This window comes from Bacillus sp. LM 4-2, assembly GCF_000978495.1.
GTDB classification, from domain to species: Bacteria; Bacillota; Bacilli; order Bacillales; family Bacillaceae; genus Bacillus; species Bacillus subtilis.
On the sequence record NZ_CP011101.1, the window covers coordinates 1,592,694 to 1,608,595 of the forward strand.

The following is a 15,902-nucleotide window of genomic DNA, read 5'->3' on the forward strand; positions in this document are numbered from 1 at the left end:
TGCCTCTTTGCGTAAAAAAGCAAAGAGGTTTTTTTATACAGTCATTGAGTCATCCTAAAATGAAAGTCATCAATCAGGGGGAAATCATCATGAGTAAGAAAAAAGTAAATTTAGGGGTCAGGGATGTCCCGACACCTTTCTCTTGGGTTTCATTCAGCCTTCAGCATTTGTTTGCCATGTTTGGCTCAACCATTTTGGTTCCGAAGCTCGTCGGAATGAGTCCTGCTGTGGCGTTGGTGACAAGCGGCATCGGAACACTGGCGTACCTTCTTATTACGAAAGGGCAAATTCCGGCGTATCTCGGTTCATCCTTCGCCTTTATTTCTCCGATCATTCTGGTAAAAGCGACCGGCGGGCCGGGAGCGGCAATGGTTGGAGCGTTTCTTGCAGGGCTGGTGTACGGGCTGATTGCCTTATTGATCAGGCAGCTTGGAACAGGATGGCTGATGAAGATTCTCCCGCCTGTAGTCGTAGGGCCTGTTATTATCGTCATCGGGCTGGGACTGGCAAGCACTGCGGTAAACATGGCGATGTATGCTGATCCGAACGCGAGTGAGTTGGTCTACAGCTTAAAGCACTTTAGTGTCGCAGGAGTTACGCTGGCAATTACGATTATTTGTGCGATTTTCTTACGAGGATTTCTAAGCCTGATTCCGGTTCTGATCGGAATCATCGGCGGATACCTGTTTGCCCTTACTCAAGGGATTGTCAACTTCCAGCCGGTGCTTGACGCGAAATGGTTTGCAGTGCCTGAATTTATCATTCCGTTCAAAGATTATTCACCGTCAGTTACACTCGGCATCGCAGCCGCAATGGTTCCTGTCGCATTTGTCACAATGTCAGAGCATATCGGCCACCAAATGGTGCTGAGCAAGGTTGTCGGACAAGACTTCATTAAAAAGCCAGGTCTTCATCGCTCTATTATGGGTGACAGTGTGGCGACAATCCTCGCTTCCCTGATCGGCGGTCCGCCGACAACGACTTACGGAGAAAACATTGGCGTGCTGGCCATCACAAGAGTATTCAGCGTCTTTGTCATCGGAGGAGCGGCAGTGATTGCCTGTTGCTTCGGCTTTATCGGCAAAATTTCAGCGCTGATCAGTTCAGTGCCGTCAGCGGTCATGGGAGGCGTCTCCTTCCTGCTGTTCGGAATCATTGCTTCAAGCGGCCTGAGAATGCTGATTGACAACAAAATTGATTATGAAAACAACAGAAACCTCATTATTACATCAGTTATCCTTGTCATCGGTGTAGGAGGCGCTTTTATCCAAGTGTCTCAAGGCGGATTCCAAGTGTCAGGAATGGCGCTTGCCGCAATTGTCGGTGTCATCTTAAACCTGATTCTTCCGCAGGCGAAGGAAGAGCAGGCAGACACATCTGAACAACATCATATCTAAAACCTTTTAATGAAAGTCCAGAGAGGCTTGGAAGGGTTATGAAGAGAAGGAAGCTTCAATGCTGCCCTCTATTTAACCGTACCCCGAGTCTATCTTAGACCGGGGTTTTTTTCAGCCTTAAGTTGAAAAGAGAGGGGAAAGAACATGAAGCATTTAACGACGATGAGTGAACTCAGCACTGAGGAAATCAAAGATTTGCTTCAAACAGCACAAGATCTCAAAAGCGGAAAAACAGACAATCAGCTGACAGGAACGTTTGCAGCTAACCTGTTTTTTGAACCAAGCACGAGAACGCGATTCAGCTTTGAAGTGGCGGAGAAAAAGCTCGGCATGAATGTCCTGAATCTTGATGGAACAAGCACAAGCGTGCAAAAAGGCGAAACCTTATATGACACCATCCGGACGCTTGAATCAATCGGTGTGGACGTTTGTGTCATCAGGCACAGTGAGGATGAATACTATCAAGCGCTTGTCAGCCAGGTGAATATCCCGATTCTGAATGCGGGAGACGGATGCGGCCAGCATCCGACACAATCACTGCTGGATTTAATGACGATTTATGAAGAGTTTAATACGTTCAAAGGGATTACCGTTTCCATTCACGGCGATATCAAGCACAGCAGAGTGGCAAGGTCAAATGCGGAAGTGTTGACAAGATTGGGTGCCCGGGTCCTATTTTCCGGCCCTTCGGAATGGCAGGATGAAGAAAATACATTCGGCACGTATGTCTCAATGGATGAAGCAGTTGAGTCTTCCGATGTTGTCATGCTGCTGCGCATTCAAAATGAACGACATCAGTCCGCTGTCAGCCAGGAAGGCTATTTAAACAAATACGGCTTGACCGTAGAACGGGCTGAGCGTATGAAGCGGCATGCGATCATCATGCATCCTGCTCCGGTAAACAGAGGAGTGGAGATTGATGACAGCTTAGTAGAAAGCGAAAAATCAAGAATCTTCAAGCAAATGCAAAATGGCGTATTTATCAGAATGGCAGTGATACAGCGTGCCTTACAAACCAATGTGAAAAGAGGAGAAGCAGCGTATGTCATATCTCATTAAAAACGGCTGGATACTAAACGAAAATGGTGAAAAAACAGAAGCGGATATCCGAGTGACTGGAGAAACCATCACCGCAATCGGCAAGCTTGATGCAACGGATAATGAAACGGTAATTGATGCAAAAGGTTTGCTCGTTTCACCTGGGTTTGTTGATCTCCACGTGCATTTCAGAGAGCCGGGCGGAGAGAAAAAAGAAACTATTGAAACCGGGGCCAAAGCGGCGGCACGCGGCGGCTATACTACAGTAGCAGCAATGCCGAATACGCGGCCGGTTCCTGATACAAAGGAGCAGATGGAATGGGTGCAAAACAGAATTAAAGAAACATCATGCGTAAGAGTTCTTCCATATGCATCCATTACGATCAGACAAATCGGCGATGAAATGACAAACTTTGAAGCATTAAAAGAAGCCGGGGCATTTGCTTTTACAGATGACGGTGTTGGTATACAGACAGCAGGTATGATGTATGAAGCGATGAAACGGGCAGCTGCAATTGACAAAGCAATTGTTGCACATTGCGAGGACAACTCCTTAATTTACGGAGGAAGCGTACATGAGGGGACATTCTCCAAAGCGAACGGGCTAAACGGCATTCCTTCTGTGTGTGAATCGGTTCATATTGCCCGCGATGTGCTGCTGGCTGAGGCGGCAAACTGCCATTATCATGTATGCCATATCAGCACGAAAGAATCTGTCAGAGTTGTACGCGATGCGAAAAAAGCGGGAATCAGAGTGACAGCAGAAGTGTCGCCGCATCATTTGCTGCTTTGTGATGAGGACATCCCGGGGCTGGACACAAACTATAAAATGAATCCGCCGCTCCGCAGTGCAGAAGACAGAGCTGCTTTAATTGAAGGTCTTTTAGACGGAACAATTGATTTTATCGCAACAGACCATGCACCGCATACGGAAGAAGAGAAAAACACAGAAATGAAACTGGCGCCATTCGGAATTGTCGGCTTAGAAACAGCATTCCCGCTTCTTTACACACACTTTGTCAAAAATGGCAGCTGGTCGCTGAAGCAGTTGATTGACTACATGACAATCAAGCCATGCGAAGCGTTCGGTCTCCCATATGGAACATTACAAACGGGGCAAGCTGCGGACATTACGTTAATCGATTTAGAAAAAGAAGCAGTTATAGACAAAGAGACATTTTTATCAAAAGGAAAAAATACACCATTCAACGGCATCAGCTGCACCGGCTGGCCGGTCGCTACAATTGCGGCAGGGAAGCTTGCTTATGAAGAGGGGAGACTTGTCAAATGAAGAGACGATTAGTACTGGAAAACGGAGCGGTATTCGAGGGAGAAGCCTTCGGAAGCTTAGAACACAACATGGGAGAAGTCGTTTTTAATACTGGGATGACAGGCTATCAGGAAATTTTATCTGATCCTTCTTACTGCGGACAGATCGTAACATTAACATACCCGCTTATCGGAAATTACGGCATTAACCGTGATGATTTTGAATCTATTACCCCTTTTGTCAAAGGGCTGATCATCAAAGAATTATGTGAGCTGCCTTCCAACTGGCGTTCAGCATACACCTTAGACGAGTATTTAAAAATGAAAAACATTCCCGGACTCCAGGGGATTGATACAAGGAAGCTGACAAGAATGATCCGCACGGCAGGCGCGCTAAAAGGAACATTCGCTTCATCTGATGAAGATATCGAAGCAGTGCTGAAAAGACTGAACGAAACGGAATTGCCAAGAAATCAAGTATCCCAAGTATCAGCAAAAACAGCATATCCGAGCCCGGGAAGAGGCAAACGCATTGTCTTGGTTGACTTCGGCATGAAACACGGGATTCTAAGAGAGCTGAACAAACGGAAATGTGACGTCATCGTTGTGCCTTACAACATTACAGCGGAAGAGGTGCTTCAGCTGAAACCGGACGGTATCATGCTTTCTAACGGACCTGGAGACCCGAAGGATGTGCCTGAAGCGATTGAAATGATTAAAGGTGTTCTTGGAAAAGTGCCATTATTCGGAATATGTCTCGGCCACCAATTATTCGCGCTGGCGTGCGGGGCGAATACTGAAAAAATGAAATTCGGCCACAGGGGCTCAAACCACCCGGTAAAAGAGCTGGCTACAGGAAAAGTTGCCTTAACATCTCAAAACCATGGATATACAGTTTCGTCTATCAGTAAAACAGAACTGGAAGTGACGCATATCGCAATTAACGACGATACGATTGAAGGGCTGAAGCATAAAACATTGCCGGCATTTACGGTTCAATATCATCCCGAAGCCTCACCTGGTCCTGAGGATGCCAACCATCTATTTGACAGATTCATCGAAATGATCGAAACAACAGAGAAAGAAGGGGAAGCGGTATGCCAAAACGCGTAGACATTAACAAAATTTTAGTAATCGGATCTGGACCGATTATCATCGGCCAAGCAGCAGAATTTGACTATGCGGGAACACAAGCCTGTCTTGCTTTGAAAGAAGAAGGCTATGAAGTCATCCTTGTCAACTCAAACCCTGCAACGATCATGACAGATACAGAAATGGCTGACCGGGTTTACATCGAACCGCTCACACCTGAATTCCTGACACGAATCATCAGAAAAGAGCGCCCGGATGCCATTCTTCCTACACTCGGAGGCCAAACTGGTTTGAATCTTGCGGTTGAGCTTTCTGAAAGAGGCGTTTTGGCAGAATGCGGCGTCGAAGTGCTTGGCACGAAACTGTCTGCGATTCAGCAAGCTGAAGACCGTGACTTGTTCAGAACATTAATGAATGAACTGAATGAACCGGTGCCTGAAAGTGAGATTATCCACTCCCTTGAAGAAGCAGAAAAATTCGTCAGTCAAATTGGATTCCCTGTCATTGTCCGCCCGGCATATACATTAGGCGGAACAGGCGGAGGCATCTGCTCGAATGAAACAGAGCTAAAAGAAATCGTTGAGAACGGCTTGAAATTAAGCCCGGTACACCAATGTCTGCTTGAAAAAAGCATCGCCGGCTATAAAGAAATCGAGTATGAAGTCATGAGAGACAGCCAAGATCACGCCATTGTCGTTTGTAACATGGAAAACATTGATCCGGTTGGAATCCATACTGGAGACAGTATTGTTGTCGCGCCGAGCCAAACGCTCAGCGATCGCGAATATCAGCTCTTGCGGAATGTATCGTTAAAACTGATTCGCGCGCTTGGAATCGAAGGCGGATGTAACGTGCAGCTCGCCTTAGACCCAGACAGCTTCCAATATTACATTATTGAAGTAAATCCGCGTGTCAGCCGTTCATCTGCCCTTGCATCAAAAGCAACGGGATACCCGATTGCTAAGCTCGCTGCTAAAATTGCAGTCGGACTTTCATTAGATGAAATGATGAACCCGGTGACAGGAAAAACATATGCAGCATTTGAACCTGCTCTTGACTATGTCGTATCCAAAATTCCGCGCTGGCCGTTTGATAAGTTTGAATCAGCAAACAGAAAGCTTGGCACGCAAATGAAAGCGACAGGTGAGGTCATGGCAATCGGCCGCACGCTTGAAGAGTCATTGCTGAAGGCAGTGCGATCACTGGAAGCGGATGTGTATCATCTTGAATTGAAGGACGCCGCTGACATTTCAGATGAGCTTCTTGAAAAGCGAATTAAAAAGGCCGGTGATGAACGCTTATTCTACTTAGCTGAAGCCTACAGAAGAGGCTACACGGTAGAAGACCTCCATGAATTTTCCGCTATCGATGTCTTCTTCTTGCATAAGCTGTTCGGAATCGTACAGTTTGAAAAAGAATTGAAGGCGAATGCGGGCGATACAGATGTGCTGAGACGGGCAAAAGAACTCGGCTTCTCTGATCAGTACATCAGCCGCGAGTGGAAAATGAAAGAATCCGAGCTTTACAGCTTGAGAAAACAAGCGGGGATTGCTCCGGTATTCAAAATGGTAGATACATGTGCTGCGGAATTCGAGTCAGAAACGCCATACTTCTATAGCACATACGAAGAAGAAAATGAATCTGTCGTTACAGATAAGAAAAGTGTGATGGTGCTTGGTTCGGGTCCGATTCGAATCGGTCAGGGTGTCGAGTTCGACTATGCGACGGTTCACTCTGTATGGGCAATTAAACAAGCAGGCTATGAAGCCATTATTGTCAATAACAACCCGGAAACCGTTTCAACAGACTTCAGCATCTCAGACAAGCTGTATTTTGAACCGCTTACGATTGAAGATGTTATGCACATCATTGACCTCGAACAGCCAATGGGCGTTGTCGTACAATTTGGCGGACAAACTGCGATTAACCTTGCTGACGAGCTTTCTGCACGCGGAGTGAAAATCCTTGGAACTTCATTAGAAGATTTAGACCGTGCAGAAGACCGGGATAAATTTGAACAAGCGCTTGGAGAACTTGGTGTTCCTCAGCCGCTTGGCAAAACAGCGACATCAGTTGATCAGGCGGTAAGCATCGCGAGTGATATCGGTTATCCGGTACTGGTGCGTCCTTCCTATGTACTTGGCGGCCGGGCGATGGAGATTGTGTATCATGAAGAAGAGCTGCTTCATTACATGAAAAACGCAGTTAAAATCAATCCACAGCACCCTGTATTAATTGACAGATACTTGACAGGAAAAGAAATTGAAGTCGATGCAGTATCCGACGGTGAAACAGTCGTCATTCCGGGAATTATGGAGCACATTGAACGTGCGGGCGTTCACTCCGGAGACTCGATCGCTGTTTATCCGCCTCAGTCTCTCACAGAGGACATTAAGAAAAAAATTGAACAATACACGATCGCACTTGCTAAAGGGCTGAATATTGTCGGTTTGCTCAATATTCAATTCGTCTTGTCACAAGGCGAGGTGTACGTGCTAGAAGTGAATCCGAGATCAAGCAGAACCGTACCGTTTTTAAGCAAAATTACGGGTATCCCAATGGCGAATCTCGCAACAAAAATCATTCTTGGTCAAAAGCTGGCTGCGTTTGGCTATACAGAGGGCCTTCAGCCTGAACAGCAAGGTGTATTTGTAAAAGCGCCGGTCTTCTCCTTTGCCAAGCTGAGAAGAGTGGACATTACGTTAGGGCCTGAAATGAAATCAACAGGTGAAGTCATGGGGAAAGATTCGACACTTGAAAAGGCGCTCTACAAAGCCTTGATTGCTTCAGGTATTCAAATCCCGAACTACGGTTCCGTGCTTTTAACAGTAGCTGATAAGGACAAAGAAGAAGGGCTTGCCATTGCTAAGCGGTTCCACGCGATCGGCTACAACATTTTAGCGACGGAAGGAACGGCAGGCTACTTGAAAGAAGCTTCCATTCCAGCGAAGGTCGTCGGAAAAATCGGTCAGGATGGCCCGAACCTGCTTGACGTCATCAGAAACGGAGAAGCGCAGTTTGTCATCAATACGCTGACAAAAGGAAAGCAGCCGGCAAGAGACGGTTTTAGAATCAGACGTGAATCAGTAGAAAATGGTGTTGCCTGCCTAACATCTTTAGATACGGCAGAGGCGATATTGCGAGTGCTGGAAAGCATGACATTCCGTGCTGATCAAATGCCGGCAGTCAACACAAATCAGGAGGCGGCAGTCACTATATGAAAAAAGCGTATTTGACAGTATGTTCTAACCAGCAAATTGCAGACCGGGTGTATCAAATGGTTCTGAAAGGGGAGCTTGTCCAAGGGTTTACAACCCCTGGACAGTTCCTTCATCTTAAAGTGAGCGAAGCGGTTACGCCTCTTTTGAGAAGACCAATCAGCATCGCAGACGTCAACTTTGAAAAAAATGAAGTCACCATCATTTATCGGGTAGATGGGGAAGGGACAAGACTCTTGTCACTGAAGCAGCAGGGAGAATTTGTGGATGTCCTCGGGCCTTTGGGAAATGGCTTTCCTGTTAATGAAGTTCAACCCGGAAAGACGGCTTTGCTGGTAGGAGGCGGAGTAGGTGTGCCGCCTCTCCAAGAGCTGTCGAAACGCTTGAATGAAAAAGGGGTAAATGTCATCCACGTTTTAGGATTCCAATCGGCAAAGGATGTTTTTTACGAGGAAGAATGCCGGCAGTACGGAGACACGTATGTGGCAACAGCTGACGGAAGCTACGGGGAAACCGGATTTGTCACAGATGTGATTAAACGGAAAAATCTAGAGTTTGATATCCTCCTCAGCTGCGGGCCGACACCGATGCTTAAGGCGTTAAAACAGGAATATGCCCATAAAGAAGTATATCTGTCCATGGAGGAACGAATGGGCTGCGGAATCGGCGCATGCTTCGCGTGTGTGTGCCATACAAACGAAAGTGAGACATCCTATGTAAAAGTATGTCTCGACGGGCCTGTATTTAAAGCTCAGGAGGTGGCGCTGTAATGCTAGAGGTGAAATTGCCGGGACTTGATTTGAAAAACCCAATCATTCCTGCATCAGGCTGCTTCGGTTTTGGAAAAGAATTTTCACGTTTTTATGATTTGTCTTGTCTTGGAGCCATCATGATTAAGGCTACGACAAAGGAGCCGCGCTTTGGGAATCCGACGCCGCGGGTAGCTGAGACTGGTGCTGGAATGCTCAATGCGATCGGTCTCCAAAATCCGGGGCTGGATAGTGTGTTGCATAATGAGCTGCCGTGGCTTGAGCAGTTTGATACGCCGATCATTGCCAATGTCGCAGGTTCTCAAGTCGAGGATTATGTTGAAGTTGCAGAGCATATTAGCAAAGCGCCTAATGTTCATGCACTTGAATTGAATATTTCCTGCCCGAATGTGAAAACAGGCGGAATCGCTTTTGGCACGAATCCTGAAATGGCTGCCGATTTGACAAAAGCGGTGAAAGAGGTTTCGGATGTACCCGTTTATGTGAAGCTTTCCCCGAACGTGGCTAATATCACAGAAATTGCCTTAGCGATCGAGGAAGCGGGAGCGGACGGTCTTACGATGATCAACACACTAATCGGCATGAGACTCGATTTAAAAACCGGCAAACCGATATTAGCGAATAAAACAGGGGGACTTTCAGGCCCTGCTGTGAAGCCGGTTGCCATTCGCATGGTGTATGAAGTCAGCCAGGCGGTAAACATCCCGATTATCGGAATGGGAGGCGTGCAAACGGCTGAAGATGCCCTGGAATTTCTTCTCGCGGGAGCAAGCGCAGTCGCTGTCGGAACAGCAAACTTTGTGAATCCTTTTGCATGTCCAGAGATTATTGAACAGCTCCCATCTGTTTTGCTCCAATACGGCTATCAATCAATTGAAGAATGCATCGGAAGGAGCTGGAATCATGAAAAACAACCTGCCCATCATCGCGCTTGATTTTGCGTCAGCTGAAGAAACACTTGCGTTCTTAGCGCCTTTTCAGCAAGAACCGTTATTTGTAAAGGTTGGGATGGAGCTTTTTTATCAAGAAGGGCCATCTATCGTGAAACAACTAAAAGAAAGAAACTGCGAGCTATTTTTAGATCTAAAGCTTCATGACATCCCGACTACTGTAAACAAAGCGATGAAGCGCCTTGCCAGTCTTGGAGTAGACCTCGTCAATGTTCATGCTGCCGGGGGCAAAAAAATGATGCAGGCAGCTCTCGAAGGCTTAGAAGAAGGTACGCCGGCTGGAAAAAAACGTCCGTCACTTATCGCGGTAACCCAGCTGACAAGCACATCTGAACAAATCATGAAAGATGAACTGCTGATCGAAAAGTCTCTGATTGATACGGTTGTGCACTACAGCAAACAGGCGGAAGAAAGCGGACTGGATGGAGTGGTCTGCTCTGTTCATGAAGCAAAAGCCATTTACCAAGCGGTGTCGCCTTCATTTCTGACTGTCACTCCGGGGATCAGAATGTCAGAGGACGCTGCGAATGACCAAGTCCGCGTAGCGACGCCTGCCATTGCAAGAGAGAAAGGTTCATCAGCGATTGTAGTAGGACGCTCGATTACAAAAGCGGAAGACCCGGTAAAAGCCTATAAGGCTGTCAGACTTGAATGGGAGGGAATCAAATCTTGAAACAAATCATCGCAAAACATCTATTAGACATCCAAGCTGTATTTTTACGCCCGAACGAGCCGTTCACATGGGCAAGCGGCATTTTATCACCGATCTACTGTGACAACCGCCTTACGCTATCTTTCCCAGAGGTCAGAAACGATGTTGCTTCAGGTATCAGCAAGCTTGTCAAAGAGCATTTTCCTGAAGCTGAAATGATTGCGGGAACAGCAACTGCCGGTATTCCTCATGCTGCTCTTGCGGCTGACCGTTTGAATCTTCCGATGTGTTATGTGAGGAGCAAGCCGAAGGCGCACGGAAAAGGCAATCAGATTGAGGGAGCTGTGCAAGAGGGGCAAAAAACAGTTGTCATTGAAGACTTAATTTCCACAGGAGGCAGCGTGCTTGAAGCTTGTGCAGCTTTACAAGCGGCCGGCTGTGAAGTGCTTGGTGTCGTCTCAATCTTTACGTACGGACTTCCTAAAGCGGAGGAAGCCTTCGCAAAGGCAGAACTGCCATACTACTCATTAACCGATTATGATACGCTCACAGAGGTCGCGCTTGAAAACGGAAATATTCATTCAGATGATCTAAAAAAGCTGCAAACATGGAAACGAAATCCCGAGTCAAAAGATTGGTTTAAAAAATAAAAAATAAATTCAAATGATATAAAGAGGCTTCAAAGCCTTGATGTACTTGAAAACAGGCTGTGAGGCCTGTTTTTTTATTAATCCTATAAAAAAAGTCGGGTTGACTTATGTTAGAATTGTGCTAAAATTTACTACAAATCTAAAAACTTATCAAGAGCGGCTGAGGGACTGGACCTATGAAGCCCGGCAACCTGCATAGTTTGTAAGGTGCTACTTCCAGCAAAATGAATTCCATTTTGAAAGATAAGGGCTGCATGCTGTTCCTGTCTTTCTTTCCGCCGGATTGAAAGTTTTTTATTTTAAGAGGTAAAAAGGCTATCTGTATATCAGCAGCCGCGAATCACATTACATGGGAAAAGACAACCGGCAGAAAGCTACTGTTTGTTTGTCTCCGAAAGGAGGAAAGAAGAAATGTTAACGTATGATAATTGGGAAGAACCAACGATTACATTTCCGGAAGACGATCCTTATAAAGGAGCGCTGTCAGTTTTAAAATGGGCATACGGCCATTACGGCGATCAGCTTGTTTATGCCTGCAGTTTCGGAATTGAGGGAATCGTTCTGATTGACTTAATTTATAAAGTGAAAAAAGACGCAGAGATTGTGTTTCTTGATACAGGACTTCATTTTAAAGAAACCTATGAAACAATTGAACGAGTGAAAGAGCGTTATCCGGGTCTTAATATCATCCTGAAAAAACCAGATCTCACCCTTGAGGAACAAGCCGAAGAACATGGTGACAAACTGTGGGAAAGAGAGCCGAATCAGTGCTGCTATCTTAGAAAGGTTGTTCCTTTAAGAGAGACGCTTTCAGGACATCCAGCCTGGCTTTCCGGCCTGCGCCGTGATCAAGGGCCAAGCCGTGCCAATACGAATTTCTTAAACAAAGATGAAAAATTCAAGTCAGTAAAAGTTTGCCCGCTTATCCATTGGACTTGGAAAGACATTTGGAGATACACATCCCGGAATGAACTGGACTACAATCCGCTTCATGACCAAGGATATCCAAGTATTGGCTGTGCGCCTTGCACTGCTCCCGCTTTTACGGCAGAGGATTTGCGCTCAGGCAGATGGAATGGTATGGCGAAAACAGAATGCGGACTGCATGAATAAGGAGCTGCAAAATGGAATTAGCCGCTATTTTATTTAGCTTGTTTTTCGCGATGAATATTGGTGCAAGCGGCGCTGCAGCTTCGATGGGGGTTGCTTACGGCTCCGGAGCCATCAAAAAGAAAACCTACGCTTTGATCCTATGCGCAGTCGGTGTCTTTGCGGGGGCGGTCATTGGCGGAGGCGAGGTTGTAAAAACAATCAGCTCCGGCATTATTCCTGAGCAGACGATTACACTGACGATTGTTTGCATCATTATTGGAGCTGCTGCCCTGTCGCTCTTTACTGCTAACCTGCTCGGCATTCCTTTGTCGACAAGTGAAGTAACAGTCGGCGCGGTTGTCGGCGTGGGAGTGGCTTATAAAGTATTGTTTGTGAACAATCTTCTGATCATTGTGTCATTTTGGGTTTTTGTCCCGCTGTTCGCTTTCGGCTTCACCTATTTCGTATCTAAGCTGTTTCGTTATTTTAAGATTGAAGTAAAATCTTCTAAAAAACAAAAAATCCTCGGCATTGTTTTGTTAGTTGCCGGATTTTTCGAAGCATTCTCTGCCGGCATGAATAACGTGGCGAATGCTGTTGGCCCGTTAGTAGCTGCCGATGTGCTTGATGTCGGAAAAGGAACCTTGTATGGAGGAGCTTTTGTTGCTCTTGGCGCACTGTTATTAGGCCGGCGAGTGCTAGAAACAAACGGGAAGAAAATTACGAGATTCTCCAAAGGGGAAGGCATTCTCTTATCCGGTACAGGAGCGGGACTGGTGATCATCAGTTCTGTATTTGGGATGCCGGTGCCCTTGGCGCAAGTCACGTCATCGTCTATTATCGGAATAGGCATGGCAAAAAACGGTCCGAACGTGTTCCATAAACAAGTTGTTCAAACGATGCTGAAGGTATGGATCGTATCGCCGTTTTTATCTTTATCGATTTCTTATCTGCTTGTATCCTTGTTTTTAAAAGCAGATTATTATTCGATCTTTATCATGGTAAGTGTGCTTTTAGCGACGGGCGGTGCCGTCAGCCTGACAAAGGCCATTCGTAAAGAGAGACGCTCAGTCCACGAACAAGGCGGGGGAATCTGATCATTAATCTGAGTAATTTTATAAGTTAACTAGGAGGAGATGGATATTATGAGCTTAGCACCACACGGAGGAACATTAGTAAACAGAGTAGATGAATCATATGATGTGAGCGGCATTCAAAAAGAAATTGAACTTGATTTAATTTCTTTCGCGGATTTGGAATTGATCGGTATCGGTGCATACAGCCCGATTGAAGGTTTCTTTAATGAAAAAGATTACGTATCTGTTGTCGAAAACATGCGTCTTTCTTCCGGCGTTGTCTGGTCTCTTCCGATCACGCTTCCGGTCGATGCGCAAAAAGCAGCGGAACTGTCACTTGGTGAAACGGTAAAGTTAACGTATGAAGGAGAAACATACGGCGTTATCCAAATCGAAGATCTGTACGTGCCTGACAAACAAAAAGAAGCAGTCAATGTGTACAAAACAGATGAACAGGAGCATCCTGGTGTTAAAAAGCTGTTCAGCCGCGGCAATACATATGTCGGCGGGCCGATTACGTTGATTAAAAAAGCTTCAAAACAGTTCTCTGAATTTACATTTGAACCGTCAGAAACGAGACGCCAGTTTGCGGAAAAAGGCTGGGAAACCATTGTCGGTTTCCAAACAAGAAACCCTGTTCACAGAGCGCATGAATACATTCAAAAAACGGCTCTTGAAACAGTAGACGGCTTGTTCTTGAATCCGTTAGTGGGTGAAACAAAATCTGATGACATTCCAGCTGATGTACGGATGGAAAGCTACCAAGTGCTTCTTGATCATTATTACCCGAAAGATCGCGTTTTCCTTGGTGTCTTTTTAGCGGCGATGCGTTATGCAGGCCCGAGAGAAGCAATTTTCCACGCGCTTGTCAGAAAGAACTACGGCTGCACACATTTCATCGTCGGCCGTGATCATGCAGGTGTAGGCGACTATTACGGAACATACGAAGCACAGGAGCTGTTTGACACATTTAAACCTGAAGAACTCGGAATTACACCGCTGAAATTTGAGCACAGCTTCTTCTGTAAAAAATGCGGAAATATGGGAACAGCGAAAACATGCCCTCATGGCAGAGAGCATCACGTCATTTTATCAGGCACTAAGGTAAGAGGCATGCTGAGAGACGGTGTGCTGCCGCCTGCTGAATTCAGTCGAAAAGAAGTCGTAGAAGTGTTAATCAAAGGGATGAAGAAAAAAGAAGAAGTAGGCGTATCTTAAGGAGGACTGGCAGTGACAAATCGCGATATTGTATGGCATGAAGCCTCTATCACAAAAGAAGAGTACCAGCAAAAAAACAAGCATAAAAGCTCCATTCTCTGGCTGACAGGGTTAAGCGGCTCAGGCAAATCAACCATTGCCAACGCCGCTGCGAGAGAATTGTTTGAGCAAGGCTACCAAGTGATTGTGCTGGACGGGGATAATATCCGTCACGGCTTAAATAAGGATCTTGGTTTTTCTGATGAAGACCGAAAAGAAAACATCCGCCGAATCGGAGAGGTGGCAAAGCTTTTTGTTCAGCAGGGAACCATTGTGATTACTGCTTTTATCTCTCCTTTCCGCGAGGACAGACAACAGGTTCGCGAGCTTGTGGAAGCGGGCGAATTTAATGAAGTCTACATTAAATGCGACCTTGATATTTGTGAACAAAGAGATCCGAAAGGGCTTTACAAAAAAGCAAGAAACGGCGAGATTCCGTTTTTTACAGGAATTGATTCTCCTTATGAAGAACCGGAAGCTCCAGAGCTCGTTCTTGATTCAGGACAGCATGATCGTGAAGCGTGTAAAAATCAGCTGATCGAGTTTGTTAAACAAAAATTGAGCTGAATATGATCTGCTGCGTTCTTCTCAGATGCCGGAATGCAAGCGAGAACATCATCACAGCGACTGCTCTGGAAGAACTCGAATAGATCGGGGGAAATACGATGGGGAAAGTATATATTGTAGGAGCGGGTCCTGGTGACCCTGATCTGCTGACAATTAAAGCGCTGAAAGCCATTGAAAAAGCTGATGTCATCTTATATGACAGATTAGTAAATAAAGAGATTTTACAATATGCCAAAGAGCAAGCAGACCTGATCTACTGCGGGAAGCTTCCAGATTTTCATACGATGAAGCAGGAAACCATCAATCGATTTCTTGTGAAGTATGCGCAAAAAGGGAAAATGGTTGTCAGACTGAAAGGCGGAGACCCTTTTGTGTTCGGCAGAGGAGGGGAAGAAGCGGAATGCCTCTCTGAAAATGGAATTCCGTTTGAAATCATCCCTGGCATTACGTCTGGAATCGCGGCAGCCGCTTATGCCGGGATTCCTGTTACTCATCGGGAGGCGGGCTCTAACGTCGCTTTTGTAACGGGTCATTATAAAAAAGAAGAAGATTTTGAGGAAAAGTGGAAAGCGCTGGCTACAGGAATTGATACACTTGTCATCTATATGGGTATCAAAAACGTGCAGCAGATTGAAAGAAAACTCCTTGAAAACGGCCGGGACGGTTCTACGCCGGCAGCCTTTATTCATTGGGGAACAACGGACAAGCAAAAATCTGTTTTTTGTACAGTTGACACCCTTTCAGAAACAGTGGTAAAAGAAAACATTACAAATCCGAGTTTAATTGTCATTGGAAATGTTGTAAATTATCACTATAAGCTGGAATGGTTTGAATCTGAACTGAAAAAACAAGATTTAAGCGAGGCGTTGTAAAA

Annotated in this window: 14 protein-coding genes and 1 riboswitch; all 14 genes read left to right on the forward strand. The window is 45.8% G+C overall.

Annotated features, from left to right (window positions below):
- The first annotated feature begins 89 nt into the window (after positions 1–89).
- The 14 genes from pyrP to cobA all read left to right on the forward strand — a co-directional run bounded on the left by pyrP (position 90) and on the right by cobA (position 15,900).
- The gene (gene pyrP / locus bslm_RS08100) at positions 90–1,397 is read left to right on the forward strand and encodes a uracil permease PyrP (RefSeq protein WP_015483210.1); all 1,308 of its coding nucleotides are present in this window, start codon (positions 90–92) and stop codon (positions 1,395–1,397) included.
- Positions 1,398–1,541: 144 nt separating this feature from the next.
- Positions 1,542–2,456 carry an aspartate carbamoyltransferase catalytic subunit gene (locus tag bslm_RS08105; RefSeq protein ID WP_046381008.1) on the forward strand — a complete coding sequence of 305 codons (915 nt, stop codon included), beginning with the start codon at positions 1,542–1,544 and terminating at the stop codon, positions 2,454–2,456.
- Positions 2,440–3,726, forward strand: a complete 1,287-nt coding sequence (locus bslm_RS08110) for a dihydroorotase (RefSeq protein WP_003232117.1) — start codon at positions 2,440–2,442, stop codon at positions 3,724–3,726. The genes bslm_RS08105 and bslm_RS08110 overlap by 17 nt, the downstream gene beginning before the upstream one ends.
- The gene (locus bslm_RS08115) at positions 3,723–4,817 is read left to right on the forward strand and encodes a carbamoyl phosphate synthase small subunit (RefSeq protein ID WP_003232115.1); all 1,095 of its coding nucleotides are present in this window, start codon (positions 3,723–3,725) and stop codon (positions 4,815–4,817) included. The genes bslm_RS08110 and bslm_RS08115 overlap by 4 nt, the downstream gene beginning before the upstream one ends.
- Entirely contained in the window at positions 4,802–8,017 is a 3,216-nt protein-coding gene (gene carB / locus bslm_RS08120) for a carbamoyl-phosphate synthase (glutamine-hydrolyzing) large subunit (protein ID WP_015252124.1), read from the forward strand. The genes bslm_RS08115 and carB overlap by 16 nt, the downstream gene beginning before the upstream one ends.
- Positions 8,014–8,784 (forward strand): dihydroorotate oxidase B electron transfer subunit, encoded by a 771-nt coding sequence (gene pyrK, locus bslm_RS08125; RefSeq protein WP_032725668.1) that lies wholly within the window; start codon positions 8,014–8,016, stop codon positions 8,782–8,784. The genes carB and pyrK overlap by 4 nt, the downstream gene beginning before the upstream one ends.
- Positions 8,784–9,719: a dihydroorotate dehydrogenase gene (locus bslm_RS08130; protein ID WP_029317780.1), complete on the forward strand. Its 936-nt coding sequence runs from the start codon at positions 8,784–8,786 to the stop codon at positions 9,717–9,719. Before pyrK ends, bslm_RS08130 begins: the two co-directional genes overlap by 1 nt.
- Positions 9,688–10,407, forward strand: coding sequence for an orotidine-5'-phosphate decarboxylase (gene pyrF / locus bslm_RS08135; RefSeq protein WP_003232107.1), 720 nt, complete (start codon positions 9,688–9,690; stop codon positions 10,405–10,407). The genes bslm_RS08130 and pyrF overlap by 32 nt, the downstream gene beginning before the upstream one ends.
- Positions 10,404–11,036: an orotate phosphoribosyltransferase gene (pyrE, locus tag bslm_RS08140; RefSeq protein ID WP_015715860.1), complete on the forward strand. Its 633-nt coding sequence runs from the start codon at positions 10,404–10,406 to the stop codon at positions 11,034–11,036. The genes pyrF and pyrE overlap by 4 nt, the downstream gene beginning before the upstream one ends.
- Before the next feature lie 144 nt (positions 11,037–11,180).
- Positions 11,181–11,286: riboswitch (SAM riboswitch) on the forward strand.
- Between the two features lie 161 nt (positions 11,287–11,447).
- Positions 11,448–12,149 carry a phosphoadenylyl-sulfate reductase gene (locus bslm_RS08145; RefSeq protein WP_042975738.1) on the forward strand — a complete coding sequence of 234 codons (702 nt, stop codon included), beginning with the start codon at positions 11,448–11,450 and terminating at the stop codon, positions 12,147–12,149.
- A gap of 11 nt (positions 12,150–12,160) precedes the next feature.
- Positions 12,161–13,225 carry a sulfate permease gene (cysP, locus tag bslm_RS08150; RefSeq protein WP_024572289.1) on the forward strand — a complete coding sequence of 355 codons (1,065 nt, stop codon included), beginning with the start codon at positions 12,161–12,163 and terminating at the stop codon, positions 13,223–13,225.
- Positions 13,226–13,273: 48 nt separating this feature from the next.
- Positions 13,274–14,422, forward strand: a complete 1,149-nt coding sequence (gene sat / locus bslm_RS08155) for a sulfate adenylyltransferase (RefSeq protein WP_046381009.1) — start codon at positions 13,274–13,276, stop codon at positions 14,420–14,422.
- Between the two features lie 12 nt (positions 14,423–14,434).
- Positions 14,435–15,028 carry an adenylyl-sulfate kinase gene (gene cysC, locus bslm_RS08160; protein ID WP_015252120.1) on the forward strand — a complete coding sequence of 198 codons (594 nt, stop codon included), beginning with the start codon at positions 14,435–14,437 and terminating at the stop codon, positions 15,026–15,028.
- Between the two features lie 98 nt (positions 15,029–15,126).
- The gene (cobA, locus tag bslm_RS08165) at positions 15,127–15,900 is read left to right on the forward strand and encodes a uroporphyrinogen-III C-methyltransferase (RefSeq protein WP_015383623.1); all 774 of its coding nucleotides are present in this window, start codon (positions 15,127–15,129) and stop codon (positions 15,898–15,900) included.
- The last annotated feature ends 2 nt before the right edge of the window (positions 15,901–15,902 follow it).